A 23,530-nucleotide genomic window follows, 5' to 3' on the forward strand; every position below is an offset into this window, starting at 1 on the left:
CGGCTCAGTCCCGGAATGAGGTGACGTGCTGGTAGGTCGTCTTGTTCACCCAACGCATCGTGTTGAAGTTCGTGACGTAGGGCAGGAACGTGATGCGCTCGGCCAGCGTGAGCTTGCCCCACGCGGACGGGTTGTCGCGCACCCAGGGGAACTGCGCCTGTTGGGCACGCCAGGTTCCGATCCGAAGCGCCGCCCACAGTTGCTCCCGGCACGCATCGAGGTCTCCGCCACCACACTGGATCCCACCCGACGGGACGGGCCCCTCGCCGAGGATCGCGCGTAGGTCGCGCTGGACGTTGGAGTACCAGCCTGTCTGGAAGGCGGACCCGAACGGCCCCGGGTGGTCGTCGAGCTTGTGGGGTCTCACGTCGTCGTAGAGCCCCGTGAGGGCGCCATCGGCGATCCCGGCGTTGCGCTCGGCGTCGGTTGCGGCACCGAAAACGGCATGGACGATGGGTGCCCAGCTCTCGTCCATGATCGGGACGGCCGGATCGTCGTAGACGTTGTTGTAGTTACGGTCGCGCCGGTGCGCGCCGGTGGCGATCCAGTCGCCGAGCACGCCGCGGGCCTTGCCGACGACGGCATTGGGTGCCTCGGTGCCGTCGAGGATGCGCAGGACGTACTCCATGACCTGATCGCCCCGCAGGTCGGAGGTACCGGCGTCCTGCACGATCGACACGACGCCGGCGGCGTCGAGGTTCGTGGCATCGGCGACGCGGCTGTCGATGAGATCGACACGGTGCACGCCACCCTCACCCCACGCCGAGTCGTTCCAGGTCCAGCCCGGGGCGATGCGGTTGTTCCACGACGGGATGTATCCCTTCGCCGGGTTCACCTCGTGGGGACGCTGCGCGACGGGAAGGATCATCATCGACCCGTCGGGATTGGTGGGCCAGTCCCACTCGCCGGTTCCCCACACGGGGAAGTCGAACGGTGCACCGCTCCTGCGCACCGGGTACCAGCCCGAGTGCACGAAGGCGATGTCGTGGGCATCTGCGTAACCCCAGTTGAAGGACCAGCTCGTGTCCTCCATGACGTCGTCGAACTGGTCGGCCGACTCCACCGCACCCACGTTGAGTCGCCGGAAGGAGATCGCCGCGACCGCTTCGTAGCCCCGGTTCAGCCGCTGGCGGGTGACCGCGACCGGCGATCCGTCGACCGCGGTGCCGCGGTCGGTGACGGGGCCGTGCACGGTGCGCGGAACGGTGTTGGCCGTTCTGGCGTCGGGGTACGTCATGGCTTTGCACACCCCGTCGTGGAGGTAGTGCATCGACTCCACGGTCGGGGTGGAGCCGTCGGGCTCGCACAGGCGCTCGACGACCTGGTCGGTGTTGTCGGAGCCGCCGGCTGTCGCTGTCCAGGAGGAGTGGTCGTTGTGGCCGATGACCACCCACGGGCCCACTCCGGGGAACGTGATGCCGCTGGCGTGCTGGTCGCCGCCGTGGATCTCCATCTCGAAGAGGAGCTGCGGAGCGAAGTACCCCGACTGCGGTCCGCCCACCTGAATGGGTTGACCTGTGTCGGTTCGCGAGCCCGCCACCGTGAGGAAGTTGCTCATCGACGGCTGTGAGGCGATCGATGCGTCGGCACCGCACATCTCCGCCGAGCTGGCGAGGTCGAGGGTGGCGACCGCCGCCGGGTCGGTGCCGGTGTCGCCGGCGTCGAACTTCGGGTACGGGAACGTGGTGTCGGTGTGGTGTGTGGCGGTCGGGTCCTCGGAGTAGCTGAAGTTGTCGTAGAGGGCCCGGGCGGTGCCGGCGTCGCCGGTGATCTTCTCCAGGGCGTTGAGCGCGTGACTGTTGCAGACCTCTCCTCCACCACCGTTGCCGAAGATGTCGCCCACGAGGATCGCGGCGGCGACCACGTCGGTCGGCTTCCAGCCCGGGTACGGGATACCGAGCTGGTCCCACATCCCCTGCACGTCCTGGGGGACGAACCCCTGTCCGGCGAGCCAGCGGTTGATGCCGTCGGTGAAGGCATTCAGTGAGTCGAGCATCTGGCGGCCCTCGTCGGGACCGAGCCGCTCGATCGTGCGGTCGATCTGCGCCTGGAGCTCCTCCTCGGAATAGCTGATTTCCGGTGTCGCCGTGCCGATGACGTCGAAGATGTCGGTGATGCCGCCGGGGGCGAGCTCGATGAGACCGGTGCGCCCGAGGATGCGCGCCAGCTCCGCGATGACGAGTCGGCCCTCGGCCACGGCGAACCCGGCGCCGAACGCCGCGTCCGTCTCGGTGTCACCGTAGATGTGGGGGACGCCGTAGGTGTCCCAGAAGATCTCCACGCCCTCCCGGGGCGCCTGCGACCGCTTGATGTCCTCGTCGGCGATCCCGAAGTTGGCGTCCTTGTAGTAGCGACCGAGGTCGTGGCCGTCCGTGCCGAGGATCCCGCCCGCCACGGCATTGTCGATCGAGTCGTACATGACCCGCTGGTCGTCGCGATCGCCCGCCGTGACGCCGTGGATGTTCCCGTTGCCCGGCGCCATGATCGTCCAGGCCTCGGTGGCACCGGCGGGAGGCACCGGGTCGGTGGGCTCCTTCGGGCCGGCGGGGATCGGGATGCACGACGTGGCCACGACGACCATGACGGCCACGGCGAGTCCTGACAGAACGGTCTTGAGGCGCACGGTGGGATCCTCCTGGAGGTGCGCGGGGACCCACGGAGAGTAGCGAACAGGTCGCAACCGGACAAGCCGACACAGCCGGGATCTACTCATCTGTATGGACAGGTTCTCCACAGATCCTGTGGAAAGGCACACGTGAAGGCCGCGGGAAGGGGCGACGCGGGGAGCGGACGTCGGGGGACCGCCACGTGCGGATTGGGCGACGGGTGGGCGGCGGATTGGGCGACGAGGTGCCCGACCGGGCCGTCAGCGCTTCGGGCGCCTGCCCTTGCGCTTCTTCGACCGGCCGCCCTTCCCGCCCTTGCGCCCCAGTGTGAAACGACGCCTGGGCGGCTCGTCGAACTCGGCCACGATGTCGGGCCCGGCGGCGTTGAGGATGTCTTCGGCCTCGTCGAGGACGGCGGCGGCGTCGCTGCCGAGCCCGTCGGGCTCGGGCTCGCCGGGCGCCATGGCCTCCGAGAGGCTCCCGTACTGCCAGCCCGCATCGGCCCGGCGCTTGACGTAGGACGGGCAGCCGTCGGGGCAGCGCCACGGGGCCTCCGGCGCCAGGTCGAGGCGGCACTTCCGCACCGTGTCGCCGCTCGGATAGGTACGGCTCTCGTAGTGCTTGCAGTCCGTTCTCATCGCCACGGGGCCATTATCCCCCACGCCGCGAAGAACGGGCGGGACGCGCGGGCCGCCGATGCACGTGTTCCCCAGCCACTCACCACTCCAGCCACTACTCCAACCACTGGGGTGCCGCGCCGAGGAGGTGCCGGCTCACGGCCAGGCAGCGGTCGAGCAGCTCGCACTGCTCCTCGTCGTTGTTGCGTATCCGCAGGAGCGACACGGCGACCTGGGCCACGATCCGGAGGCTCCGCTCGGGAGCGTCGGTGACGTCGTGGAACGAGTCGATGGCCGACACGCCGAGTGGCAGGTCGGGCCCACCGATCCCGGCGAGCTCGGTGGCCAGGAGCAGGAGGTCGGGCGGGTTCGGGAGCGGTGGCAGGGCCCACGTGAAGCTCAGCGGGAAGTTGTAGATGTCCTCGGTCTCCTCGTCGTCGGGTGTCGTGAGGACGGCGTCCTCGAAACCGAGGAGCACGCGTGGCTCCACCTCGAGCGTGAGGTAGAGGTCGACGGGCCCCGCACAGCCCTCCTCGGGGTGCAGGTCGACCTCGTAGTTCTGGCGCAGGGAGTAGCTCTCCACGAAGTGCCGCTCGTCGTGGACGTGGAAGCCGTGCTCGACCGCGTGGTCCTTCAGGTCGGAGACGTATCCGGCGACATCCAGAACGGCCATGTCAGGAACCACTCCCTTGTCGTTTCAGCTGTGTGGCGAGGTAGCCCGCCACGTGGGAGACACAGCGCCGGGCGTCCTCGAGGTCGTTCGTGAAGCCGTAGAACCCGTGGAACATCCCGGTGTAGTTCGACGATTCGACCTCGACGCCCGCCTCCCTCAGTCCTTCAGCGTAGGCGGAGCCCTCGCTCTGGAGGATGTCGCACTCCGCTGTCACGACGAGCGCGGGAGCGACACCCGACAGATCATCGGCGGTCATCGGAACCGCACGTGGGTCGGTGGCCGGGGCCCGCCCCTCACCGAGGTAACAGTCCCAGAAGAACTCCATGTCCCGCGTTCCGAGGAAGTGCCCCGTGCCGGGGTCGGTGTGCGACGGGCGGTCCGTTCGCGTGTCCAGTGCGGGGCACACGAGTGCCTGGGCGTGCAGCCTCGGCCCGCCACGATCTCGCGCCGTGAGCGCCGCGCTGGCCGCGAGGTTCCCCCCGGAGCTCGATCCGCACACCGCCAGGCGGGACCCGTCGACACCCACAGAGTCGCCGTTGTCCTCGAGCCAGGTGAGGCTGTCGTAGCAGTCGTCGGCAGCAGCCGGGAAGCGGTGCTCGGGAGCGAGCCGGTAGCCGACCGAGACGACATCGGCGTGTGCCTGCGCCGCCACCGACCGACAGAATCCCTCCGCGGCGTCGAGGGTCCCCGTCACCCACCCTCCTCCGTGGAAGAAGACGACGGTACCGACGGTCCCGGCGCCCGGTCGGTAGACCCGAACGGGAACGTCACCTCCGGAACCCTCGAACGTCGCGTCGCGTACCGAACCGAGGGACGGCTCACGGTCGGGCTCGAGGCCGATCTCCTGCTCACGTGCAGCGTCCACACCGACATCGGCGATGGACTCCTCCGCCATGGCGCCCAGGGAGTCGACGAGCACCTCCGCCTCGGGTGTGAGCCTCCTCATCGCACGTCGTCCCCTCCCGCACCGTCGCGTGTCTCACCGTCCGCCGTGTCACCGTTGCGGGCCTCGGCCACGGCAACCACCCGAAGCCCCTCGGCAAGAGTGCGCAGGGCGCGCCCTCGATGCGACAGCGCGTTCTTCTCCGCCGGTGTCATCTCGGCGAACGTGCGACCGTCGCCCTCCTCGGGGACGAACACCGGGTCGTAGCCGAAGCCCTCCGATCCCCGTCCCTCGGCGGCAATCGTTCCCGACACCTCACCGGTGGCCGCGACCTCCCGTCCATCGGGCCAGCGCACGAGCACGACCGTGGCGAAGACAGCGGTGCGTGCGGCCTTCTCGTCGGCACCGGCACGGGCGAGCTGCGAGAGGAGGTGTGCGACGTTCTCCGCGTAGGTGGCGTCCTCGCCCGCGTAGCGGGCCGAGTGCACGCCGGGGGCTCCACCCAGCGCATCCACCACGAGGCCCGTGTCGTCGGCGATCGCCGGCAGTCCCGTGGCATCGGCGAGCGCCGACGCCTTGAGCCGCGCGTTCTCGGCGAGGGTGTCGCCGGTCTCCTCGACATCGGCCACGTCGGTGGGCCGAGGCACGAAGACGAGGTCGGGGCGCGCTGTGCCGAGAATGTCGGTGATCTCGCGTGCCTTGTCGGGATTCGCCGTGGCGAGAACGACGCGCTCTCTCATGGGCCGACGGTCACCGCCGGCGCGATGTGGGCGGGTCGGCGACGACCTCGGCCTGGGCCGCCATGATCTCCGCGATCCCGGCCTCGGCATGGTCGAGAAGTGCATCGAGCTCGCTGCGGGAGAACGGACTGCCCTCAGCCGTGCCCTGCACCTCGATGAGGCGCTCCCCGGCCATGACGAGGTTCATGTCGACCTCGGCCTTGACGTCCTCGGAGTAGTCGAGGTCGAGAAGCGGCAGCCCGTCGACGATCCCGACCGAGATGGCCGCGCAGGTTCCCGTGATCGGGTGGGACGGGATCGTGCCGTCGGCGACGAGACGGGTGCACGCGTCGTGCAGTGCCACGTAACCGCCGCAGATGGACGCCGTGCGCGTTCCACCGTCGGCCTGGAGAGCATCGCAGTCGACGATGAGCTGTACCTCGCCGAGAGCCTCGAGGTCGGTGACGGCGCGCAGCGACCGCCCGATGAGCCGCTGGATCTCCTGGGTGCGCCCCGACGGGCGCCCCTTGGCCACCTCGCGGTCGGAGCGTTCCGACGTCGAGCCGGGGAGCATCGAGTACTCGGCGGTGACCCAGCCCCTGCCCTTCCCGCGCAGCCACGGCGGGATCCTCTCCTCGATCGACGCCGTGCACAGGACACGTGTCCGACCGAACTCCACCAGGATCGAACCGGCGGCGAAGTCGGTGTAGTCGCGGGTGAAGCGCACAGGCCTGAGATCTCCCGGCTCGCGCCCGTCGTTGCGGATTCCCATGCTCTCCCCTCGCGTTCCTTGCTCGCTACCGGAGCCGGGTCGATCGGTACTGGCTGCTGTGGCCCGCGGCGCGTCAGACCCGTACGACGATATGCGGAGCGGCCAGGCTCACAGGACCTCCGAACGCCATCTCCGCCTCGGACACCGCCGCCACGGGATCGACGTCGGGCCAGAGGTGCGTCAGCATCAACTCCCGGGCGGCGGCCGCCCGGGCTCCTTCTCCCGCCTCGCGGGCCGACAGGTGGAACGACGTGTGCCGCTGCGCGTGCAGGTAGCTGGCCTCCGAAAGCACGAGGTCGGCGCCCGGGTCGAAGGCTCCGACCTCCCATCCCGGACCGGTGTCGGACGTGTAGATCATGCGTCGGTCGCCCGCCGTCACCTCCACGGCGAGTGTCTCGGGAGGATGGTCGGTCCGTGAGAAGGCGAGCCGCAGCAACCCCCTGTCCGGCGTCGACCGGGCGGGATCGGACGCGTCGCGATCGGGAGTGTCGGTGCCCGACACGTCGACACTGTCGCCGTCGCCGACCTCATGCCAGTCGAAGGTGTCGCCCCATCCGCGCACCAGCCCACCCAGATGCTCGCGTACGCCCGGCGGGGCGTAGACCGGGATACCCGCGCGCCCGAGGCCGTATCGAGCGAGCACGTGAAGGCCGAAGAGGTCGACGCAGTGGTCGGGATGCGCGTGCGAGATGACCACGGCCGTCAGGTCTGCGACGTCGACGTGCTCCTGGAGGTTCGGGAACGTGCCGTTCCCGGCGTCGATCCACACCGTCGTCGCCCCGACGCGCACGAGGTACCCGCTGCACGCACCGCCGGCGGTGGGCGATCCGTACGACCCCGACACACCCAACACGGTGAGCTCCACCGTCACGCCCCCCACGCCACTTGCTCGACGACGTCCACCTCGGGACCGAGGAACCGCGTACCGAGGGCCCGGAACCTGTCGACATCGCCACTCGTGAAGAACCGTGCACGGGCCTCGCGCCGAGTCTCGTCGCGCCCGGGGTCACGGTGCAGCCCGCGGTCGGTGAGCAGGCGTCGTACCTCGAAGGCGGTCTCGTCCGCGCTGGACACGAGCACGACATCGCGACCCATCACGTCACCGATGGTACGGGCGAGGAGCGGATAGTGCGTGCAGCCGAGGACGAGCGTGTCGACGCGGGCGTCACGAACGGGTGCCAGCATGCGCTCCACCAGCACGTGCACCTGGTCTGAGTCGACGTCGCCACTCTCCACGAACTCGACGAAACCCGGGCACGCGGCGCAGGTGAGGACGAGTGGCCCGGTCGGCGCCCCCGGTTCCGATCCGTCTCCGGAGGAGGTGGCGAGGGCACTGGCGGCCCTCTGGTACGCGCCCGACGCGATCGTCCCCACCGTTCCGATGACACCCACGCGACGCGACCTCGTGACCACCGCGGCCGCACGCAGCCCCGGCTCGATCACGCCGACGACCGGAGCGTCGAAATGCTCCCGCAGGTCCGGCAGTGCCGCGGCGGTGGCACTGTTGCACGCCACGACGACCGCCTTGGAACCACGCTCGACGAGCCAGTCGGTGATCTCGAGCGCGTGCGCACGCACCTCGTCGGCCGGCTTCGGGCCGTAGGGGAATCGCGCCGTGTCACCCACGTACTCGACCTCTTCACCCGGGAGGAGATCGAGCAACGCCCGTAGCACCGTGAGGCCGCCGAGGCCCGAGTCGAAGACCCCGATGGGCCCGTCCGGCACCGGCGCGCCGCCCTCCGGTGTCGACCCCCGGGTCACCGGGCCCCACCCGCGGCTCGGACCAGCCGGTCCGCGACGGCGAGACCCACGCCCTCGGGCTCGGGCGGCAGCGCCACGATCACGTCGACGCCCCGCCGGTCGGCCTCGCGAAGGCGCGCGTACAGGTGGCGCGCGTATCCGGCGGGATCCGACGGCACGCGGAGGTCGACGACCCCTTCGGGCAGGCTCGTGTCGCCGAGCGCTCCGAGAACGCCGACCCGGTCGCCCGACCCGAGGGCGTTCGCCACGGCCGACAGCACCTCATCGGCCGTGGCGACGACGCGGACGCGGGCCCGCGGCGCGTAGTGGGTCTCGAGGCTTCCCGGGACGCGAGGGGGCGGGGTGGCCTCCGCGGTGCCCGACCGGGACGGGCGCTCGACCGGGGACGTTCCGAGGGCGTCGCCGATCTGCTCCGCCGTGATGACGCCCGGGCGGAGGATCCGGGGAGGGTCGGCGGTGCAGTCGACGATCGTGGACTCCACACCCACGGCGCACAAACCGTCGTCGAGCACGATGTCGACCGCGTCGCCGAGGTCCTCGGTGACAGCGTCGGCCGTGGTCGGGCTCACCTGACCGAACCGGTTGGCCGACGGTGCGACGATTCCGCTCGGGCGCCCACGGACGGCCGCGAAGCCCCTCAGGAGCGCCGAGGCGACGGGCTGGTCGGGCATTCGAAGCGCCACGGTCTCCTGGCCGCCGGTGACGTCGTCGAGCACGTGGTCGGCTCTGGGAACGACGACGGTCAGCGGACCCGGCCAGAACGCCTCGACCAGTCGCCGTGCGGAGGCGGGCGGCTCCGACGACCACTCGTCGAGCGCCGTGCGCTCTGCCACGTGCACGATGACCGGGTGGTCCGCCGGCCGCCCCTTCGCGGCGAAACACGAGGCAATGGCCTCCGGAGACGACGCGTCGGCACCCAGCCCGTAGACGGTCTCGGTCGGGAAGGCGACGAGTCCCCCGGCGCAGAGGACGCGCACGGCCTCGTCGATCCCGGAGCCGGTCGCCCCTCCCGTCCGTGCACTCCTACCGGCAGACATCCCTACCAGTAGTTGATGCGGGTGGCACGCTCGACGACGACCTCGAGATCGTCGGTCCACGCACCCGACGACAGGTACTTCCAGCCACCGTCAGGCAGGACCGTGACCACCGTCCCGCTCTCCATCGTCTCGGCGATCTTCGCCACGCCATGGAGCGCGGCTCCCGACGAGATCCCGGAGAAGACGCCGCAGTCGTCGAGCAGGCGCCGCGTCCACTCGATGGACTCGCGCGGGCGCACGATGAACTTCCGGTCGAGGATCGCGGGGTCGAAGATCGGGGGGACGAACCCGTCGTCGAGCGAGCGCAGCCCCTGAACGAGCTCACCGGCCGGGGGCTCGACGGCGACCACCTGCACATCGGGATTCTTCTCCTTGAGCCACCGCCCGACCCCCATGAGCGTCCCCGAGGTGCCGAGGCCCGCTACGAAGGCGTCGACTTCCGGGCAGTCGCGCCAGATCTCGGGCCCCGTCCCCTCGTAGTGGGCGAGCGGGTTCGCCTCGTTGCCGTACTGGAAGAGCATCACGAGGCTCGGGTCGGCCTCGGCCAGCTCACGTGCGACACGGATTGCGCCGTTGCTGCCCTCCTCGGGGGGCGACAGCACGAACTCGGCACCGAAGATCTCGAGAAGCTGTCGCCGTTCGACCGACACATTCTCGGGGAGCACGACGCGCAACGGGTAGCCGCGGAGCTTGGCGATCATGGCGAGTCCGATGCCGGTGTTGCCCGACGTGGGCTCGAGAATCGTGTCGCCCGGCTTCAGCGTCCCGTCGGCCTCGGCGAGCTCGACCATCTTCAGCGCCACACGGTCCTTGACCGACCCTCCCGGGTTCTGCCCCTCGAGCTTGGCGTAGACGCGGACGTCGGGGTTCGGGCTCAGCTCGTGGAGGCCGACGAGGGGCGTCTCACCGATCGTTCCCAGAATCGACTCGTACCGCATGGAGACGCCGCTGCGGCGGCAGCACTCAGTCCGGAGCGACGGCCGTGACGACCCCGCAACCACCTGCCACAGCCGGAAGGATGGAGATCACGTCGCCGTCGGACACGGGCGTGTCGAGGCCGTCGAGGTACCGGATGTCCTCGTCGTCGCGGTACACGTTGACGAACTTGTGGACGCCGCCGTCGTCGCCCACGAGTTGGCCGTCGAGGCCCGGGTTCGTCGAGATGAGGCCGTCGAACACCTCGCGCACGCTCGTGCCCTCGGCCCGCACGGAGGCCGCACCGCCCACGTGCGGGCGTAGAACGGTGGGGAACTTGACGTCGACGGCCATGGCCCGAGTGTACAAGTCCGACCTGTGCGGTCGGGATTCCCGGACGGGTGCAACGGACGGGACGGCACGTCGCCGCCGGCGACCCGTCCCTCAGTCGCGGATCTCGACGCGGACCTCGGCGATCACGCCGTCGCGGATGCGGTACGCGCGCACCACCGGTTCTGCGTGCTTCAGGCTCACGAGGGCGTAGACCCACTCGGGGTACGTGGCCTGGCGCACATCGGTGCTGGAGGGGTAAGCGTCGCTGTGGGTGTGTGAGTGGAAGACGCCGATCAGGCCGCCACCGTTCTCCTCGGCGTCGCGCATGGCCCGCATGAGCTCGCGGGAGTCGACGGTGTAGGTGCGGGCCGACGCGTCGGTGTTGGTCGTGGGATAGAGGTGCGTGACCTCACCCGTGGGCTCACCCACCGGCAGGTCGCCGGAGCCGTCGCCGACCGGGCCGCCGAACAGGCCGCACGCCTCGTCGGGGAGTCCGTCGAGGCAGTGCGCCACCATCGTCTCGTAGTGCGCGTGCGTGAGCGACAGGGTGGGGGTCGAGAAGCCCATGACCGTTGTCTACCCGCTCTCGGCCTCGCGCATCGCACGCCACACCCGCACGGGAGTGGTCGGCATGTCGACGTGACGGACGCCGAACGGCGACAGCGCGTCGACCACGGCGTTCTGGACCGCCGGGGTGGCACCGATCGTGCCCGACTCCCCGATCCCCTTGGCGCCCAGGTCGTTGGCCGGCGTCGGGGTCACCGTCCGGTCGACCTCGAAGCTCGGGTACTCGGCCGCCGAGCCGACGGCGTAGTCCATGAGGTTGCCGGTGAGGGGGTTGCCGTCGTCGTCGTAGACGAACTCCTCGTAGAGCGCCTGGCCGACGCCCTGCGCGATGCCGCCGTGCACCTGACCCTCCGCGAGCAGCGGGTTGATCACGTTGCCGCAGTCGTCGACCGCGATGTGGCGGACGAGATCCACGGCGCCCGTCTCGGTGTCGACCTCCACGACCGACACGTGTGCACCGAACGGGTAGGTGGCCCGGGTCTGGTCGTGGTCGATCTCACGGAACAGACCCTTGTCGAGGCCCTCCAGGCCGGGCGGGCGTCTCCCGGGGTCTGCGGCCGCAGCGGCGAGCTCGGCCCAGGAGACCGTTCCCGCCCCCGTGGCGGCACCGTCGCCACCTCCGGAGACACCCACACCCACGCCGGGGACGACCTCCACCTGCTCGACCGGGACGTCGAGTATGTGGGCGCCGAGCAGGCGGGCGTCGTCGACCAGCTCCCCACCGGCCCGGTGCAGAGCGCTCCCGACGATCTGGACGGTGCGCGAGGCCATGGTCCCCAGCCCGCGGGGAATCTCCTTGGTGTCGGACTGCACGACGCGTACCTCCTCGGGCGGGAGGCCGAAGCGGTCGGCGACGATGGCCGCGAGGGTCGTCTCGTGGCCCTGTCCGTGTGACGACGTGCCGACGCGGGCGGTCACGGTGCCGTCATCACCGATCTCGAGTGCGCCGTACTCCTTCCACATGTTGCCGGCCGTGATCTCGACGTAGACGCACACACCGACACCGACCTGCACGGTGTCGCCGCGGGCTCGCCGCTGCTCCTGGTCGGCGCGCAGGACGTCGTAGCCGGCGATGTCGAGCGCCTTGTCGAGGGACGCCGCGTAGTCGCCGACGTCGTAGACCGCGCCTGTTGCCGTCGTGTAGGGGAACTCGTCGGCGCCGATGAGGTTGCGGCGGCGGATCTCGACGGGGTCCATCCCGATCTCCGCGGCCGCCATGTCGACGATCCGCTCGATGAGGGACGTCGCCTCGGGTCGCCCGGCCCCCCGGTAGGCCGCCACAGACGTGGTGTTGGTGACGACGCTTTGGCAGAGGAAGTCGATCCTGGGGATCCGGTAGACCCCCGACGCCATCAGCCGTGTGTTGTAGGGCAGGAACGCACCGTTGACCGGGTACGCGCCCGCGTCGGCGATCACCCGCCCCCGGAGCCCGGTGAAGAGGCCGTCGCGCGTGAGCCCCAGCTCGACATCCTGGATCTGCGCGCGTCCGTGCGTCATGCCGACCATGCTCTCGCTGCGGTCGGGCACCCAGCGCACGGCCCGGTCGAGGCGCCGCGCCAGCTCGGACACGATCACGTACTCGGCCTTGAGGAACATCTTGGCGCCGAAGCTCCCGCCCACAGCGGGCGTGGTGACCTGTACGCAGGACTCGTCCATCCCCAGGGCGTCGGCGAGTTGGCCACGAACGGAGTGCGGGTTCTGGGTGGCGGCCCAGGCGACGAGCCCTCCGGTGTCGGGATCGGGTGCCGCGGCGAAGGCGTCGGTCTCCAGGGGCACGGGTGCCACGCGCTGGTTGAGGAACCGGCCGCGGACCACGACCTCGGCGTCGGCCAGGACGTCGTCCTCGAGGCGGAAGTCGAACTCGAGGGCGACGTTGGAATCGGTTCCGTCGAAGAGCAGCGGCGCGTCGTCGGCGAGCGCCTCCTCGGCGTCGACGACGACCGGCAACGGGTCGATGTCGGCGAACACGAGCTCCGCCGCGTCGACGGCCTGAGCCCGTGTGCGTGCGACCACGGCAGCCACGACGTCGCCCACGAAGCGCACGGTCCCCTCGGCCAGCGGCGGTCGCGACATCTCCTCGGGGGTCAGCGGAAGCGCCCGGAACGGCTTCAACCGGAGGTCGGCGGCCGTGTACACGCCGACGACGCCCGGCATCGCGGCGGCCTCGTCGGTTTCGATGCTGTCGATGCGCCCGTGCGCCAATGTCGACCGAACGAGCACGACCTCGACCGCGTCGGGAAGGGTGAGATCGTCGAGGTACCGCTCGCTACCCGTGAGGATGCTCGGGTCCTCGCTGCGCGCCACGGCCTTGCCGACCGCCACCCGATCCGTCTGCGCTGATGTCATGTTCGTGACGACTCCGAAGAACGAACGATTCCGGGGAACGGGCGCGCCGTTTCGACGCGCGCCGCGTGAATCTACCTGCCGTCCGGGGACCGCCGCCGGGCCCGTTCCCTACGGCGGCTCCACCTCGAGATGGCCGTCATCGGTGAGGCGGATCCGCCACCCGTGCTCGTGGACCGCCGTGTGGTGCCGTCGGCACACGAGCACGCAGTTCTCGATGCTGGTGTCGCCGCCGTCTGCCCAGTGGACGATGTGGTGGGCGTCGCACCAGCCGGGCGGGCGGTCGCAGCCCGGCCAGGCGCACCCGTGGTCGCGGACCACGAGGCCGCGCCGGATGTGTGCGGGCACGGTCTTGGTCGTGCGCCCGATGTCGACCGGCAGGCTCTCGCCGCACGTGATGACACGGGTGACCCCGGCGTCGCAGGCCAGGCGTCGGGCAGCTTCACCGCTGAGTGGACCGCCCGACTCCAGCGTCGCCGGAGGTGCACCGACGCGACGCTCGAGGGTCTCCAGGCCCACCGTGACGGTGACGTGAGGGCGCTGCCCGCCGACCGTCGGCAGCATTCCGCCGTTGAGAAGCTGCCGGCAGCCCTCGACCATCGCGTCGGCCGCCTTGCGACCTGCGGTCCGGTGAGGCGCGTCGGGTGGGTCGGGAGACGTCAGCGCATCGAGCGCGGTGGCCACCACCGACCCGCTCTCGGCGTCGAACTCACCGTTCATGACCCATCGGCCCCCGATGGTCTGCGACATGTGGAGTGTTCGGCGGCCCGCGTTGGCCGTTTCCTCGCTCACGAGCAGCGCCGGCTCCACGGCGTGGCGCCAGTGCTGGACGACCCGCCGTGTCGCCGTGGGGTCGAGCGTGCGGGCCGCCTCCAGGAAGGTCGACCCGGCGCGGCGGACGAGACCGTGCGCCTGGTCGGCCACGCCGTCGGCGGACATCTCGGGATGAACCTCGGCATCGACACCCGACCCGGAGAGGCTGAGCCCGTCGAGGAGGTCGGTGGCCAGAGCGAGGACCCGGGCGTGGTCATAGGAGATCTCCCCGGTCCGGAAGGCGTCACGGATCTCGGGCAGGTTGCGCAGCCGACGCGCTGTCTTCACCCGGGCCGACGCGGCCGCCGAGGTCATCCGGGCGTGCGTGCGCATCCAGGCCTGGCAGGTGGCGGATCCGTCGAGACCCCACTCCCCCGAGGCGTCGAACTCGGCCAACAGTGCCGATGCCTCACCCTCGAGCCGGTTGATCTCATTCAGCCGCTGGAGGTACTCGGCACCCAACGGCCCGATGTCGTCACGGTCGATGTCGTCACGGTCGATGTCGTCACGGTCGATGTCGTCACGGTCGATGTCGTCGTTGGTGTCGTCGGTATCACCCGGTTCGGCAAGAGCCACCACGCGCCTCCCCTCGATCTCGATCCGCCCGCAGACCGCGCCGTCGGCGGCACGGCACGCCGGAGCGTGCAGGCGGAACCATCGGGGGAAGTGACCGAGCGGAGCAGAGCGCCACCGCACCGATGAACTCACCATAGACCCCGGGTGTGACACCTACGTCGGGATCGCGGGCCGATCGACCCGAAGGAACACCGGTAGGTTCTTGGCCATGGCGAAGGACGGCCCGCCCACCATCCAGAACCGTAGAGCACGCCACGACTACGCGGTTCTGGAGTCCTACGAGGCCGGGATCGTGCTCACGGGGCCGGAGGTGAAGTCGATTCGCGACGGGCGCGCCGAACTGCGCGAGTCCTTCGCACGGGTGACCGACGGCGAGGTCTGGCTCGTGGGGATGCACGTCGCCCCCTACAGCCACGCACGCGTCGAGGACTCCGATCCCGAGCGCACGCGCAAGCTGCTGCTCCACCGCTCCGAGATCGCGGAACTGGCCCGTGCCGTCGAGCAACCCGGGATCACGCTCGTTCCGATGAAGCTCTACTTCTCCCGAGGCCGCGCCAAGATCGAGCTCGCCGTGGCCAGAGGCAAGCGCCGGTACGACAAGCGCCAGACGCTCCGGGAGCGTGACGACAAGCGAGAGGCCGAGCGGGCCCTCAAGAGCCGCAACCGGTAGCGGCCGGCCCATATCCCCTGCCCCACCATCAGGAACGCGTGGAACGGGTGTCCGAGCGGCCCGGTACACTGGTGATGTCGCACGAGCGCATCCGTGCGGCACTTGACAAGGGGGTGCGTGGCTTCGATTTCGAGGATCGAAGCGGGTGAAGCGAGCCGACGTCTCCGGATCGTCGTGAAACAACCGGAACAGCAATAACTGACGAGGACAACCTCGCACTCGCTGCTTAGGATTTCCTAGGTAGCGCGTTCCTCCCGGCCCAGCCGTTCGGTCGGAACCGGAACGCCATTCAGAGCGGCTCACCGTCGGGGACCGCCCGGGACCCGACGGGACACCGAACCGGGCTGGAGCCCTCGGAGACCGCCGGTGATCGCCGAGGAGCTCGAGACAAACCGCCGGCTGCGCTCGGAGAAGCCCCGCCCAAGAGCTCGAAAGACGCGGGTTCGACTCCCGCCACCTCCACCAAGCGGCGCACGTTTTCCGCGTCCTCGACTGCCATCGCAGAGGGTGCCATCGCAGCACCCGGCCCGCGCGGCGCCGAGCCGTCGATCCCGACTACCCGGGCGAGTGCGACAGCACGCCCGAGGTCGCGCCACCGCTGTACAGCGGCAACGAGGTCATGCATGTCGGGCATCGTTGCGGTTCGAACAAGCGACGCTTCGTGAGCGTCTCTCACGCTATCGCCGGCGGTTTGCCCACCACAGGATCACGACGACGACGATCACGATCGGAACGAGCCGCTTGAGGACCGGAGCACCTGCTGCCCCGACAAGGTCCACTGGCTCCGCCTCTGGTGACGCTATGACACGTCGTGCACCGGTCTCACGTGAGATCTCACCGTCTGTCGAGCCCTCAGCGGAACCCGACGGCTGCGTGCGTTCAGAAGTTGCCGGGAGCTCGGCCAACTTCGACTCGAGTTCGGTGACGAACTGCCCGAGGAGTTTGTCGCTGACCTCACTCATCATCCCTCGGCCGAGTTGTGCGACCTTTCCCGTGACGGTCAGCTCTGTCACAACCGCGACGTGTGTGTCCCCGCCTCGGTCTTTCAGCGTGGCCGTCACGATGGCCGACGCGTTTCCCTGGCCGCGCGTTTCACGGCCCTTTGCCTGCAGGACCATTCGTCCGTTCGCGCGATCTTGTTCGACGAACGAGGCCTGTCCCTTGTACTGCGCGACGACCGGTCCCACCTTCACCTTCACGGTTCCGTGGAACTCGTCGTCCTCGATCTCCTGTAGCTGAGCCCCCGGCAAGCAAGGAGCGAGGAATTCGACGTCGTTCAGCACATCCCATGCTTGCTCGATCGGCAGCTTCACAGTGAAGTCGTTCTTCAGATCCATCTCCGACAGACTCCTCGTCTCGCTTCGAGAATTCGTACACCCCGGTGTCGCTCAAAGCGAACCGTGGTCGGTGCCACGAATCTCGGCTGAACTCTCCCGCTCGTCGACTGCCCGACGTCGGAGTAGATGCTGTCGACGAGGCACGACAGCGCACGTGGCTGTCATGGCCGGGCTCTACCGTTGCATCGGGTGACGTTGTTCCCCCGATCTTCCCCCGGTGTTGCCATCCACGCGAGGGAAGAGGAACATGGCTGTTGATGAACGCACACGATTGGCGTTGGCCCGCAAGCTCGATGCCGTGCTCGGGACCGACGACGCCTCCACGCTGATGGAGTACCTGCCACCCGTCGGCTGGGCCGCCATCGCCACCAAGCAGGATCTCGCAGCACTCGAGCAGAGCCTCCGCGGAGAGATCGTAGGGCTCCGGGGAGAAGTCCGTGGCGAGATCGCCGAGCTCCGCGGCGAGATGCACCGGGAGATCGGCGGGCTACGCGGAGAGATCGGGGGCCTCCGGGTGGAACTCGCCGACGCTCTACGCGCCCAGACGAACCGCATTCTCGGCTGGGTCGTGCCCACGATGCTGGCCGGTGTCGGCATCGCCGTCGCCGCCACGAACCTCGGCTGATCCTTCTCTCGACGATTCGTCGCCCTCTGTCGATCGCGCGCTCAGCTTCTTCGGAACACGTACGCGAACGGGCTCGTCGTGTACGCGACACCCCGACCTGATTGGTGGAGCTCGTCGACGGTGGGAGGCTCCCCCTTCTTCGGCACGAGACACGAGTCCAGATCGTCGGTGCGTATCCGGTACCTGCCCTCACGGTGGGTGACCACGGCCGTCAGGTCGTACTGCGGGTCGAGGGAGGCCATCGAGGCGTCGCCGGTGGCTGTTGTTGGCGAGTAGCCACCGCCGGGTGCGAGGTACCGCTGCAGTGCTCGCTCACGAATCCGGCGTAGAGCGACACGAGGAGTTGCACGGGCGTGCCGTCAACCGCAAGGTGCCCTGAGTAGTCCCTGTGCTGGAACCCGACGCGAAACTCATCGGTGCTTGCACGATCGCCACCGATGGCACTGACGCTTGGGCGCGATGAGGTCTCGTATGCCGCCCCTTTCCCCAAAGAACACCGCGGCACGCTTGTCGGTGTCGACGTATTCCACATCGTCGAAGAAGACCGACGGAGCGATGTCGACGTAGCTCCCGGATAGAGGATCGAATCGGGGTCGATCGCTGTCGACAGAGCTTCGAAGGGTAACCGGATTCTGTCGTCCGGGATGGCGGTCGAATTCGGCATGGAACAGCCCCACGTCGCGCAGTGAGGTCACGGCCCGCGGACTGCGTCGATGTTCAGACGAACGTAGTCGAGTTCCACGCCCGACTCCCGTCGCAGCGAAGGACTCCAGCACGTCGGCCACGAAGGCGCCGTGCAGCGCCGGACGCAGGCAGAACGTCCAGGTGTGGTCCGACGATCTGTTCGGAGAAATGCCTCCGGATCGTCGGGGACGACGGGCCACGGCTCGGAGGCCACACTCGACATCGACGAAATCCGCGTTCTCGAGCCGTGCCACTGTCTCCTCGGGGGAGGCGTAGTTCCACGGCGGCTCCCAGGCCACGAAGTGCTCGGCGTAGGGCACGCGCTCCTGCACCGTTTCCACGATTCTGCGGGCCCGGTCGATGTTGCCCCTCCCACCGCACTGCGCCACGAGCCGCCGCCGGGCCGCAGCACCGACGCCAGCGCGCCGAACAGCGCGTCGTGGTCGGCGATCCAGTGGAACGTGGCCGTCGACAGCACGGCATCGAGGGGAGAGTCCAGGCCGAGCGACTCGGGGCCCGACAGCTCCGTGAGGTCCGCCACCCGAACGGAGACCCGCCCTCCGAACGACGCCAGGTGCTCCCGTGCCCGATCCACCATCTGCTGCGAGGCGTCGACGGCGACGACAACACCGTGGGGAAGCCGGTCGAGCATCTCGAGATCCGACCGGAGCCGCACCCGGCGTCGAGGACCGTCTCGTCTCCCCTCAGTGGAAGCTGCTCGAGGACAGCGGCGGCCATCTCCTGTTGTGGTCGTCGACACGTCGTGGTAGGTACCGGCGTCCCCACTCGTGGCGATGAGTCCGGGATGCCGTCTCTCACGTCGTGTCTCACGTCTGTCCCCTGCGATGTCTCTCTGCTGGTCGCGCGCCCAGCGGTAGTCGGCCTTGCCGCTGGGGCTGCGCTCGACGGTCGACCAGGATGAGCTCGCGGGGGACCTTGTAGCGGCGATGTGGTGCGACAGTGCGCCTGGATGGTCTCGAGGTCGGCGGCGCGCGGGCGGGTGCCACCACGGCGGCCGCGCTGGCCCCACCGCTCGTCGGGAATGCCCACGACCACGACGTCGGCCACGTCGTCGCAGTCGACGACGGCGGATCGACCTCTTCGGGGAAACCTTCGCCGCCCGTGTTGATGCACCCCGACCCGCGAACCGTGCACGACGATGTTGCCGTCTGCGTCGATGCTGGCGAGATCGCCGGGGAGCACCCACCGCTCGCCGGCGATCTCGAGAAAGGTCTCGGCCGACTTGGCTGCGTCCTTGTAGTAGCCGAGGGGAATGTGGCCGCTACGCGCCACGCGGCCGATCACCCCCGACCCCGGGGCGACCGGTTTCATGTCGTCGTCGAGCACGGTGAGCTGCGGCTGGGCAGCGAACGACACACCCGCCTCCGCATGGTCGGCGCCGGGAGGACGGGCCTGCGTACCACCGACGCCGGTCTCGGTGGAGCCGTAGCCGTCGAGCACGACGGCGTGGGGAAGGATGTCGTGCACTCTCTTCTTGGCGCCGGGTGAGAGCGCTGCGCCGCCCGAAGCGAACAGGAACAGCGACGAGAAGTCGTGCTGGTCGTTCTCGGTCTCCATGACGTCGAGCAGGGGCCGGGCCATGGCGTCACCGACCAGCACGATGATGTTGACGCTCTCCCGCTCGATGAGCGCGGCGACCTCGCCGGGATCGAAGGTCCCGGGCGCCGGGAAGACGACCGTGCCACCGCCGTAGAGAACCATGAGGGTGCCCCAGTGCGCGCTGACGTGCATGAGCGGAGGAGTGACGAGCTGAACCAGCGTTCCCTCACCGACGCGGTCGGCGAGCTGAGCCGGCTCGGTGATGGCCCCCTCGCTCCCGGACGGGTCCCCGCCACCGAGGGACGCGAAGAAGATGTCCTCGTGGCGCCACACCACTCCCTTGGGCATACCGGTTGTCCCGCCGGTGTACGCGATATAGAGGTCGTCGCCGGAGCGGCCCTCGAAGTCGCGGGCATCCGAAGACGTGCCGAGAGCCGCTTCGTAGTCGACGTAACCGTCAGGGACGGGTTCCGCGGTGCCGTCGTCCACGACGAGAACGTGGCGGAGCGCGGGAACGGAGTCGGTCACGGCACCGACGGTTGCGGCGAACGACCGGTGGACGATCGCGGTCACGAGGTCGGCGTTGTCGTAGAGGTACTCCAGCTCGCGCTCGACGTAGCGGTAGTTCACGTTGACGGGAACCGCTCGCAGCTTGAAAGCGGCGAGCATTCCCTCCACGTACTCGGTGCCGTTGACGAGGTGCAGGCCGACGTGGTCGCCGGGCCCCAGCCCGTTGGCGGCGAGGTGATGGGCCAGGCGGGTGGCGCGCGCGTCGAGCTCTGAGAAGGTCAGGCGGCGTGTGGGGGTGACCAGCGCCTCACGGTCGGATACGACGTCGACCACGCTCTCGAACAGCTCCGACAGGTTGTAGCTCGCCACGTGTCTCCCCCGTGCCCCCGGTACGGCGCAGTCAGGGTTGATGGTAAACGCGCTGCCGGTACGCTGCGCACGTGGGAGAAGACATCCTTCCCGGCGAGCCCGTGGGACCGCTCCCCGACTCGACGCGAGGACGGCTGCTCGTGGCGACACCGTCGGCCATGAGCGATCCCAACTTCGACCGGACCGTCGTCTTCGTGCTCGAGCACGCTTCCGAGGGTGCGCTCGGCCTCGTCCTCAACAGGCCGAGCGACCTTCCCGTCGACGAGCCCCTGGCGCCGTGGGCCGGGATCACCGATCCGCCGTCGGTGGTGTTCGTCGGAGGGCCCGTGGCGCCCGAGAGTGTGATCGGCCTCGTGGAGGGCACACCGGCGTCGGGCGTGGGGACCGCCGAGGGGTGGGCGGACGTCGCGCACGGTCTCGCCAGTGTCGACCTGTCCCGGGAGCCCGACTCTGTCGGTGCGGTGGAACACCTACGCGTGTTCGGCGGCCATTCCGGGTGGGCACCGGGACAACTCGAGGGCGAGATCGCGGCGGGGGGATGGTTCGTGGTCGACGCGCGGCGCGACGACGTCTTCAGTCCCGACCCCGAGAACCTCTGGCATTCAGTTCTCGCCCGTCAGCGCGGCCGGCTCTCCTGGTTCGCCAACGCCCCCGACGATCCCTCCAACAACTGACACAACGCCCGCACCGTGTCAGCGGTGTCGGGATCGTCTTCTCTACCGCTCTTGGCTCCTTCGGAGCCGGGCCGCTGGGCCCCGGCTCGGGCGCCGCAGGATACCTGCGGCGCTATTCCTCGCCTCAGCCCCTCGAACAACTAGCTGTTGGCCGTGCCGGTGGCGAGGCGCAGCTTCGACGTGGCCACCAGCAGCGTGCCCGAGAGTACGAAAGGGTCTCGACCGATCGCCTCGCTCCCACCCTTCGACCCCGTCGCTCTCTGCGCGCTGTGGCACACACCCAGCGGGTGGCACCGAGTGGGTGCGAGCCGACGTCCGCCGATCCGACCGCCGCGAGAGCGGTAGTCTCTGCGAACGACATTCCTTCACGACCCCGAGGCGGATCACACCCTGGCCCTGCGTGACGGTCGGACACTGTCGTATTCGCTTTTCGGTGACCCCGACGGCTTCCCGATCCTCAACAACCACGGCGGCCTGATCAACCGTCTGGAGGTGGAGCCGATCGCCGCCGACGCCAACGCGCTCGGTGTGCTCATCGTCTCCCCCGACCGACCGGGCATCGGTGCAAGCACCCGGGCCCCCGCTCGAGACACGCTCAGCTGGACCGACGACGTCGATGAGCTGCTCACTCACCTCTGCATCGATCGCTTCGCCACCATGGGGTACTCGATGGGGGGTCAGTACGCGCTCGCGGTCGCATTCCGATTCAGTGAGCGGGTGGCGGCCGCCGGCATCGTCGCCGGGTGCATCCCACTCGACGATCCGGCCACCTTCGCCGAGCTCAACGACATGGACAAACGGTTCACGCACCTTTCCCGGCACAAGCCTGCGGTCGCGAAGGCAGCGTTCAGAGCCCTCGGTAGGCTCGAAGGTCATTTCCCCGAACGGATGGCCACGCTCAGCACCCGGAAATCTGCCCAGGCCGACCGCGCCGCCACCGCCGCCAACGCAGAGCTCTTCGGGGCGATGATGTCGGGCGCAGCCACAGACCCCGGTGGCCTGGTCGACGAGTACGTCGCCTGGGTGAAGCCGTGGCGCTTCCCGCTCGACCAGATCATCGCACCAGTGGAGATCTGGCAGGGCAGCGTCGACGAACTCGTGCCACCGGTCTGGGCGCATCGGATGGCCGACGCCATCCCCGGCTCTGTACTGCACATTGTCGAAGGTGAGGGGCACTTGATCGGCATCACGGACCGCACCGCGGTCGTCGATCGCCTGCGGGAGATCGCGCAGGAGGCTCACCTGACAGCGGATGTCAACAACCTCCCTGGGCGCCACCGCTAGGGCTCGAGATCCAGGTCGAGCATCCGGATGGCGTTGCCGCGCACGATCTTGTGGACGACATCGGGCGGCAGGTGCCCCATGAGGTCCGTGGCGACGTCGAGGGTGTGCGGCCAGGTGGAGTCGGTGTGGGGGTAGTCGGTCTCGAAGGTGATCGTGTCGACGCCCATCGACTCGAGTGACTCGAGGCCGTGGCGGTCGCGGAAGAAGCAGCCGTACACCTGCCGGTGGTAGTAGGTCGACGGTGGCTCGGGGATCGTGTCGGCGACTCCACCCCAGGCCCGGTGCTCCTTCCACACGTCGTCGGCACGTTCGAGCAGGTAGGGGATCCAGCCGATCTGGCCTTCGGAGTAGGCGAGCGTCAGGCTCGGGAAGCGCACCAGCACGCCCGAGAAGAGGAAGTCCGACAGCGATGCCATGGCGTTGTTGAACGACAGCGTGGCCTGCACAGCCGGAGGGGCGTCGGGCGACGTGGCCGGCATCTTGGACGACGACCCGATGTGCATACACACGACGGTGCCGGTGTCTTCACAGGCCGCGAAGAACGGGTCCCAGTAGCGGTCAGCATCGTGGATCGTGGGGAGCCCGAGGTGCACGGGGATCTCGGAGAAGCACACGGCGCGAACTCCGCGGGCAGCGTTGCGGCGCACTTCGTCGGCCGCTTCCTCGGTGTCCCACAGCGGGATGATGCAGAGCGGAATGAGGTGGCCGTTGCTGTCACCACACCACTCGTCGACCATCCAGTCGTTGTAGGCCGTGACGCACGCCGAAGCGAGCTCGCGGTCGTTCGCTTCGAGGAACGTCTGACCACAGAACCGCGGGAACGTCGGGAACGAGAGCGACGCCTCCACATGGTTGGCGAGCATGTCGTCGACGCGGGCCTTCGGCTCGTAGCAGCCGTCCCGCATCTCGTCGTAGGTGATGGCCGACAGCGTCATCTCGTCGCGGTCGAAGCCCACCGCTGCGACGTGGCGCTTGTGAGGGTACATCTGGTCCTCGTAGAACCAGATGTCGCACGGCGGGCCGTCATCGGTCAGCGTGTACTCGTAACGGGTACCGCCGACGAACCTCAGGTCACCCAGCCCGTGGCGTTCGACCCGGGGGCCCTTCTCCCGGAACCGTTCCGGGAGCCAGGTCTGCCACACGTGCGGCGGCTCGACGACGTGGTCGTCGACACTGACGATCAGGGGGATCTCGGCGGGCAT

At 69.2% G+C, this 23,530-nt stretch carries 23 protein-coding genes and 1 other RNA gene; 5 read left to right on the top strand and 19 right to left on the bottom strand.

Annotated elements, in window-relative coordinates; genetic code table 11:
* Window positions 1–4: 4 nt before the first annotated feature.
* The 14 genes from R3A49_06195 to R3A49_06260 all read right to left on the bottom strand — a co-directional run bounded on the left by R3A49_06195 (window position 5) and on the right by R3A49_06260 (window position 14,615).
* A complete protein-coding gene (locus tag R3A49_06195) occupies window positions 5–2,623 on the bottom strand; it encodes a penicillin acylase family protein (GenBank protein MEZ5170319.1) in 2,619 nt (872 codons plus the stop codon).
* Between the two features lie 243 nt (window positions 2,624–2,866).
* A complete protein-coding gene (locus R3A49_06200) occupies window positions 2,867–3,250 on the bottom strand; it encodes a hypothetical protein (GenBank protein ID MEZ5170320.1) in 384 nt (127 codons plus the stop codon).
* 88 nt (window positions 3,251–3,338) lie between these two features.
* Window positions 3,339–3,896 (bottom strand): hypothetical protein, encoded by a 558-nt coding sequence (locus R3A49_06205; GenBank protein MEZ5170321.1) that lies wholly within the window; start codon window positions 3,894–3,896, stop codon window positions 3,339–3,341.
* A 1-nt stretch (window position 3,897) separates the two neighbouring features.
* A complete protein-coding gene (locus R3A49_06210) occupies window positions 3,898–4,842 on the bottom strand; it encodes an alpha/beta hydrolase (protein ID MEZ5170322.1) in 945 nt (314 codons plus the stop codon).
* Window positions 4,839–5,519, bottom strand: coding sequence for an RdgB/HAM1 family non-canonical purine NTP pyrophosphatase (rdgB, locus tag R3A49_06215; protein MEZ5170323.1), 681 nt, complete (start codon window positions 5,517–5,519; stop codon window positions 4,839–4,841). The genes R3A49_06210 and rdgB overlap by 4 nt, the downstream gene beginning before the upstream one ends.
* 10 nt (window positions 5,520–5,529) lie before the next feature.
* Window positions 5,530–6,264, bottom strand: a complete 735-nt coding sequence (rph, locus tag R3A49_06220; GenBank protein ID MEZ5170324.1) for a ribonuclease PH — start codon at window positions 6,262–6,264, stop codon at window positions 5,530–5,532.
* A gap of 79 nt (window positions 6,265–6,343) precedes the next feature.
* A complete protein-coding gene (locus tag R3A49_06225) occupies window positions 6,344–7,150 on the bottom strand; it encodes an MBL fold metallo-hydrolase (GenBank protein ID MEZ5170325.1) in 807 nt (268 codons plus the stop codon).
* On the bottom strand, window positions 7,138–7,995 hold the full coding sequence (gene murI / locus R3A49_06230; GenBank protein MEZ5170326.1) for a glutamate racemase: 858 nt from the start codon (window positions 7,993–7,995) through the stop codon (window positions 7,138–7,140). Before murI ends, R3A49_06225 begins: the two co-directional genes overlap by 13 nt.
* Before the next feature lie 32 nt (window positions 7,996–8,027).
* Window positions 8,028–9,068: an L-threonylcarbamoyladenylate synthase gene (locus tag R3A49_06235; GenBank protein ID MEZ5170327.1), complete on the bottom strand. Its 1,041-nt coding sequence runs from the start codon at window positions 9,066–9,068 to the stop codon at window positions 8,028–8,030.
* Window positions 9,069–9,070: 2 nt separating this feature from the next.
* On the bottom strand, window positions 9,071–10,006 hold the full coding sequence (locus tag R3A49_06240; protein MEZ5170328.1) for a cysteine synthase family protein: 936 nt from the start codon (window positions 10,004–10,006) through the stop codon (window positions 9,071–9,073).
* 25 nt (window positions 10,007–10,031) lie between these two features.
* Window positions 10,032–10,337, bottom strand: a complete 306-nt coding sequence (locus R3A49_06245; protein MEZ5170329.1) for a ubiquitin-like small modifier protein 1 — start codon at window positions 10,335–10,337, stop codon at window positions 10,032–10,034.
* 90 nt (window positions 10,338–10,427) lie between these two features.
* On the bottom strand, window positions 10,428–10,883 hold the full coding sequence (locus R3A49_06250) for a M67 family metallopeptidase (protein MEZ5170330.1): 456 nt from the start codon (window positions 10,881–10,883) through the stop codon (window positions 10,428–10,430).
* Window positions 10,884–10,892: 9 nt separating this feature from the next.
* On the bottom strand, window positions 10,893–13,229 hold the full coding sequence (locus tag R3A49_06255; protein ID MEZ5170331.1) for a xanthine dehydrogenase family protein molybdopterin-binding subunit: 2,337 nt from the start codon (window positions 13,227–13,229) through the stop codon (window positions 10,893–10,895).
* Between the two features lie 108 nt (window positions 13,230–13,337).
* On the bottom strand, window positions 13,338–14,615 hold the full coding sequence (locus R3A49_06260) for a DUF222 domain-containing protein (protein MEZ5170332.1): 1,278 nt from the start codon (window positions 14,613–14,615) through the stop codon (window positions 13,338–13,340).
* Window positions 14,616–14,823: 208 nt separating this feature from the next.
* Here R3A49_06260 and smpB point away from each other — a divergent pair, with 208 nt between their 5' ends.
* Together smpB and ssrA are read left to right on the top strand one after the other, a co-directional pair.
* A complete protein-coding gene (gene smpB / locus R3A49_06265; protein MEZ5170333.1) occupies window positions 14,824–15,285 on the top strand; it encodes an SsrA-binding protein SmpB in 462 nt (153 codons plus the stop codon).
* Between the two features lie 109 nt (window positions 15,286–15,394).
* Window positions 15,395–15,750, top strand: a transfer-messenger RNA (tmRNA) gene (gene ssrA, locus R3A49_06270).
* 212 nt (window positions 15,751–15,962) lie between these two features.
* On the opposite strand, the gene R3A49_06275 is transcribed toward ssrA, so the two are convergent.
* Window positions 15,963–16,622: an SRPBCC family protein gene (locus tag R3A49_06275; GenBank protein MEZ5170334.1), complete on the bottom strand. Its 660-nt coding sequence runs from the start codon at window positions 16,620–16,622 to the stop codon at window positions 15,963–15,965.
* A 247-nt stretch (window positions 16,623–16,869) separates the two neighbouring features.
* Here R3A49_06275 and R3A49_06280 point away from each other — a divergent pair, with 247 nt between their 5' ends.
* Window positions 16,870–17,247 carry a hypothetical protein gene (locus R3A49_06280; GenBank protein MEZ5170335.1) on the top strand — a complete coding sequence of 126 codons (378 nt, stop codon included), beginning with the start codon at window positions 16,870–16,872 and terminating at the stop codon, window positions 17,245–17,247.
* Between the two features lie 41 nt (window positions 17,248–17,288).
* Here the strand turns inward: R3A49_06280 and R3A49_06285 are convergent, their stop codons facing one another.
* The 3 genes from R3A49_06285 to R3A49_06295 form a co-directional block, all read right to left on the bottom strand.
* Window positions 17,289–17,489, bottom strand: a complete 201-nt coding sequence (locus tag R3A49_06285; GenBank protein MEZ5170336.1) for a hypothetical protein — start codon at window positions 17,487–17,489, stop codon at window positions 17,289–17,291.
* A gap of 168 nt (window positions 17,490–17,657) precedes the next feature.
* The gene (locus R3A49_06290; protein ID MEZ5170337.1) at window positions 17,658–17,942 is read right to left on the bottom strand and encodes a hypothetical protein; all 285 of its coding nucleotides are present in this window, start codon (window positions 17,940–17,942) and stop codon (window positions 17,658–17,660) included.
* Window positions 17,943–17,964: 22 nt separating this feature from the next.
* Complete coding sequence (locus R3A49_06295) at window positions 17,965–20,370, bottom strand: AMP-binding protein (GenBank protein MEZ5170338.1); 2,406 nt, start codon at window positions 20,368–20,370, stop codon at window positions 17,965–17,967.
* 71 nt (window positions 20,371–20,441) lie between these two features.
* Between R3A49_06295 and R3A49_06300 the strand changes: the two genes are divergently transcribed.
* Both R3A49_06300 and R3A49_06305 read left to right on the top strand, forming a co-directional pair.
* Entirely contained in the window at window positions 20,442–21,044 is a 603-nt protein-coding gene (locus R3A49_06300; protein MEZ5170339.1) for a YqgE/AlgH family protein, read from the top strand.
* Between the two features lie 453 nt (window positions 21,045–21,497).
* Window positions 21,498–22,328 carry an alpha/beta hydrolase gene (locus tag R3A49_06305; protein ID MEZ5170340.1) on the top strand — a complete coding sequence of 277 codons (831 nt, stop codon included), beginning with the start codon at window positions 21,498–21,500 and terminating at the stop codon, window positions 22,326–22,328.
* Here the strand turns inward: R3A49_06305 and R3A49_06310 are convergent.
* On the bottom strand, window positions 22,325–23,530 hold the full coding sequence (locus R3A49_06310; protein ID MEZ5170341.1) for an amidohydrolase family protein: 1,206 nt from the start codon (window positions 23,528–23,530) through the stop codon (window positions 22,325–22,327). The two genes, R3A49_06305 and R3A49_06310, sit on opposite strands and share 4 nt — an antisense overlap.

The organism is Acidimicrobiia bacterium (assembly GCA_041394025.1).
Lineage (GTDB): Bacteria > Actinomycetota > Acidimicrobiia > IMCC26256 > JAOSJL01 > JAOSJL01.

Excerpts from the sequence above, each read along its gene's own strand:
- R3A49_06210 (MEZ5170322.1), bottom strand. The coding sequence starts at position 4,842 with ATGAGGAGGCTCACACCCGAGGCGGAGGTGCTCGTCGACTCCCTGGGC.
- R3A49_06240 (MEZ5170328.1), bottom strand. The coding sequence starts at position 10,006 with ATGCGGTACGAGTCGATTCTGGGAACGATCGGTGAGACGCCCCTCGTC.
- R3A49_06310 (MEZ5170341.1), bottom strand. The coding sequence starts at position 23,530 with ATGCCCGCCGAGATCCCCCTGATCGTCAGTGTCGACGACCACGTCGTC.
- R3A49_06255 (MEZ5170331.1), bottom strand. The coding sequence starts at position 13,229 with ATGACATCAGCGCAGACGGATCGGGTGGCGGTCGGCAAGGCCGTGGCG.
- R3A49_06245 (MEZ5170329.1), bottom strand. The coding sequence starts at position 10,337 with ATGGCCGTCGACGTCAAGTTCCCCACCGTTCTACGCCCGCACGTGGGC.
- R3A49_06280 (MEZ5170335.1), top strand. The coding sequence starts at position 16,870 with ATGGCTGTTGATGAACGCACACGATTGGCGTTGGCCCGCAAGCTCGAT.
- R3A49_06250 (MEZ5170330.1), bottom strand. The coding sequence starts at position 10,883 with ATGGGCTTCTCGACCCCCACCCTGTCGCTCACGCACGCGCACTACGAG.
- smpB (MEZ5170333.1), top strand. The coding sequence starts at position 14,824 with ATGGCGAAGGACGGCCCGCCCACCATCCAGAACCGTAGAGCACGCCAC.
- rdgB (MEZ5170323.1), bottom strand. The coding sequence starts at position 5,519 with ATGAGAGAGCGCGTCGTTCTCGCCACGGCGAATCCCGACAAGGCACGC.
- R3A49_06235 (MEZ5170327.1), bottom strand. The coding sequence starts at position 9,068 with ATGTCTGCCGGTAGGAGTGCACGGACGGGAGGGGCGACCGGCTCCGGG.
- R3A49_06205 (MEZ5170321.1), bottom strand. The coding sequence starts at position 3,896 with ATGGCCGTTCTGGATGTCGCCGGATACGTCTCCGACCTGAAGGACCAC.
- R3A49_06275 (MEZ5170334.1), bottom strand. The coding sequence starts at position 16,622 with ATGGATCTGAAGAACGACTTCACTGTGAAGCTGCCGATCGAGCAAGCA.
- R3A49_06285 (MEZ5170336.1), bottom strand. The coding sequence starts at position 17,489 with ATGGCCTCCCTCGACCCGCAGTACGACCTGACGGCCGTGGTCACCCAC.